Annotated in this window: 3 protein-coding genes; all 3 read left to right on the forward strand. The window is 72.8% G+C overall.

Going from position 1 to position 3,469, the window contains the following annotated elements:
* Window positions 1-876 (forward strand): sensor histidine kinase (locus tag D7V97_RS41355; protein ID WP_158623568.1); only part of this gene is annotated, 876 nt, incomplete at its 5' end.
* A gap of 32 nt (window positions 877-908) precedes the next feature.
* Complete coding sequence (locus D7V97_RS41360; RefSeq protein ID WP_120616039.1) at window positions 909-1,886, forward strand: hypothetical protein; 978 nt, start codon at window positions 909-911, stop codon at window positions 1,884-1,886.
* A gap of 237 nt (window positions 1,887-2,123) precedes the next feature.
* Window positions 2,124-3,469 (forward strand): hypothetical protein (locus tag D7V97_RS41365; protein WP_199729156.1); only part of this gene is annotated, 1,346 nt, incomplete at its 3' end.

Here is a 3,469-nt window from a genome sequence, read left to right on the forward strand (position 1 = left end):
GCCTACGGGCGCGGTGAGCTGGAGCGCCGCGTGCGGGTGGAGGGGCAGGACGAGCTGAGCGAGCTGGGGTCCACCTTCAACCGGATGGGCGAGGAGCTGGAGGCGGCGCGCGCTCGGATGCTGCGCTGGAACGATGACCTGCGCGTGCGGGTGGAAGAGGCCACGGCGGAGCTGCGGGCCGCGCAGGCGCAGCTGGTGGAGGCGCAGAAGCTGGCGGCGGTGGGGCAGCTGGGCGCGGGCGTGGCGCATGAGATCAACAACCCGCTGGCCGGCATCCTCGGCAACGTGCAGCTGCTCCTGTTGGACAGGTCGAGCGGCGACTCGGACTTCGAGACGCTGCGGAAGATCGAGCAGAGCGCCAAGCGCTGCAAGGACATCACCCAGAACCTGCTGCGCTTCTCCCAGCAGCGCGAGCGCCCGGACCTGCGGCCCGTGGACCTGAACTCCGTCGTGCGCGACGCGCTCTCCCTCACGGAGAACCAGACGCGCGGCGAGGGCATCGACCTGGTGACGGAGCTGAGCACCACGGCGCCCCGCGTGAGGGCGGACCCCGGGCACCTGTCCCAGGTGGTGCTGGCGCTGCTGTCCAACGCGCGCACCGCGATGATCAAGACGCCCGTGAAGCGGCTGTCCCTGCGCACCGGCGAGCGCGACGGGATGTGCATCCTGGAGGTCGAGGACACGGGCAAGGGCATCGCGGAGAACATCCGCCCGCGCATCTTCGAGCCCTTCTTCACCACCAAGGACGTGTGGTCCAACGTGGGGCTGGGGCTGAGCGTCGCGTGGCGCATCGTCACCGAGGCCGGGGGGACGCTGGAGGTCCGCTCGGAGGCAGGGCAGGGGGCCCGCTTCACCATCGTGCTGCCCCGGGCCTGAGGGGCACGGAGTGTGGTAGTTAGGGCCATCGCATGGCCGCTTCCTCCTCCCGCAAGCGACAGGTGCCGTTCCTCGTCGGGCTCGTCCTCATCCTGGCCGCGCTGCCCGTGGGGTGGTTCGTCTTCCTGCGGGAACTGCCCGCTCCCACGCCTCCTCCCGTCGCCGAGCCCAAGGTGGCCGTGGCGGAGCCGAAGAAGGCCGTGGAGCTGGAGCTGAAGGACATCGATGGGCTGGTGGAGGTGCGCCATGGCCGCGACGGCGCGTGGACTCGCGCCGAGAAGGGCATGTCGCTGCGTGCCACGGACATGGTGCGCACGGGGAATGGCGCCTACGCCGTGCTCGTGAATGGCGAGGCCGTGGAGGTGCGCATGGCCGCCGGCACCGAGGTGTCCGTGGAGGAACTGACGGACTCGTTGTCGCGCCTGCTGCTCGCCAACGGCATGGCCACCACCACCGTGCGCTCCGGCATGCGCCACACCTTCGAGTTGAAGACGACGGACAAAGAGGACAAAGACGCGGCGGTGGCGCGCACCGGCGGCGGTACCTTCACCATGACGAACAACGGCAAGGGCACGGTGAACGTGGGCACGCGCGACGGCGAGGTGACGCTGACCGGCAATGGCAAGGTCGTCATCGTCCGCGCCGGCCAGCAGTCCATCGTCCGGCCCGGCGAGGCCCCCTCCGAGCCCGCCCCCGTCCCCAGCAGCCTCCTGTTGAAGGTGGAGTGGCCCGGGGACGACAAGGAGCTGCGGCAGCGCGAGCTCGTCGTCAAGGGCCAGACGGATCCGGGCAACCGGGTGGAGGTAGAGGGCAAGCCGATCCACGCGGATAAGGACGGACACTTCGAGCAAGAGGTGGTGCTCAAGGAGGGCCGCAACGACGTGAAGGTGCGGGTCCTGGGGGTGGGAGGTCTGGTCGGGGAGGACCAGCGCAAGCTCGCCGTGGACACGACGCCGCCCGTGACGACTCTCGGAAAACTCCGGAAGACCGCCAAGGTTGCCCCGCCCTGATCCGCTGCCGGGGCCCCGGGGTCCTGCGCGATGAGGCCCACCCGCCAGGTCGCGCCGCCCCGGGAAATCGTTCCGGGGCCCGGTGCGCCGCCACTTCCGGCGCTGGCGGGCCGCAAAGGGGTTCAGTCCCGACAGGGTGCCCTGTAGAGTCGGGGGGTCCTGGAACGTCTGATCCCCGCCCTGCTGTTGGTGTGTGCCCCGGTCTGGGCGGCTTCCCTGGAGCTGCTCGGACCGGACGTGCCCGTGCCTCCCGAGGGCTTCACGGTGGCGGTGGTGCGCCGGGACGCGAAGGGCGCGCCGGTGAAGTTCGCGCCGCCCACGGTGACGGCGGAGGGCGCGGACGTGCGGCCCGGACCGGAGGCCACCCCGCTGCGCACCTTCGTCGTGGTCCCCCGGGCCCAGGCGCGCGAGGTGGTGGTGGTCGCGAAGGGCGACGGCGCCGAGGCCCGCGCGCGCTACGCCGTGGGCCCGCCCACGAGCCGCGTGGAGCTTTCGCTGGAGCCCGCCCAGCCGGTGAAGGGCCGCGACACGGACGCGACGCTCACGGTGAAGCAGCTGCGGCCGGACGGCACGCCGGATGACAGCGGGGCACCCCCGGTGCTGCGCGCGAGCACCGGACGGGTGGAGGGACTGAAGCACACGGGGCCCGGGACCTACGTGGCCCGCTACGTGTTGCCGGAGACGGACTCGCCGGAGGCGGCCATCCTGGTGGCGCTGTCCGCGTGGCCGCACCCGCAGTCGGTGCATGGGGCCTACGGACGCCTGCTGGTGCCGCTGGCGGCGTCGGTGGATCTGCCCGGCGAGAGCGAGCCCGGGGCGCGGGTGTCCCTGGAGATCGCCGGCAAGCGCTTCGGACCCGTCCAGGTGGGCGCGGATGGGAGCTTCCTCCTGCCGCTGATCGTGCCGCCGGGCTACCCGATGGTGCGGGGGCAGGTGGAGGACCGCGCGGGCAACGTGGAGCGGATCGCCATCGACCTGCAGCTGCCTCCGACGAATGGGCTGGCGTGCGTGCTCAATCCGCAGCGGCTGCCCGCGGACGGCGTGGCCCAGGCCCGCCTGCTGTGCGCGACGAGCGACCCGAAGGGCCTGCCGGTGGCGGACGCGCGCGTCACCGTGAAGGCGAAGTACGGGCGGCTGGAGGGTCCCCGGCGCGACGCGAACGGCATGCTGGAGTGGCGCTACACCGCGCCGCGCGCGCTCGCGGCGGATGAGCGGATCGACGCGGCCTGGCCGCAGCGCGGTCCCGGTTCGCGCGAGTCGCTGCCGATGCAACTGGTGCAGGGGCCCGTGCGGGACGTGACGGTGTCGCTGACCGAGCCCCTGGTGCATCGCGGGACGGAGGGCCAGGTGGTGGTGGTGGCGCGCGACGAGGCGGGGCAGCCGCGCGCTGATGCGAAGGTGGAGGTCTCCGCGCTCGTGGGGTCGGTGGGCCCCGTGGTGGAGGCGCCGCCGGGGACGTTCACCGCGGCGTGGCGCGTGCCGCTGGAGGGCGTGGAGGGGAGCACGACGGAGGTGTCCGCGCGCGCGTTCGGGCCGTTGGGGACGGAGCCCGCGCGGCTCGCGGTGTGGCGGCAGGGTGGGGC

The sequence above is a fragment of the Corallococcus sp. CA053C genome (genome assembly GCF_003611675.1).
GTDB lineage: Bacteria > Myxococcota > Myxococcia > Myxococcales > Myxococcaceae > Corallococcus.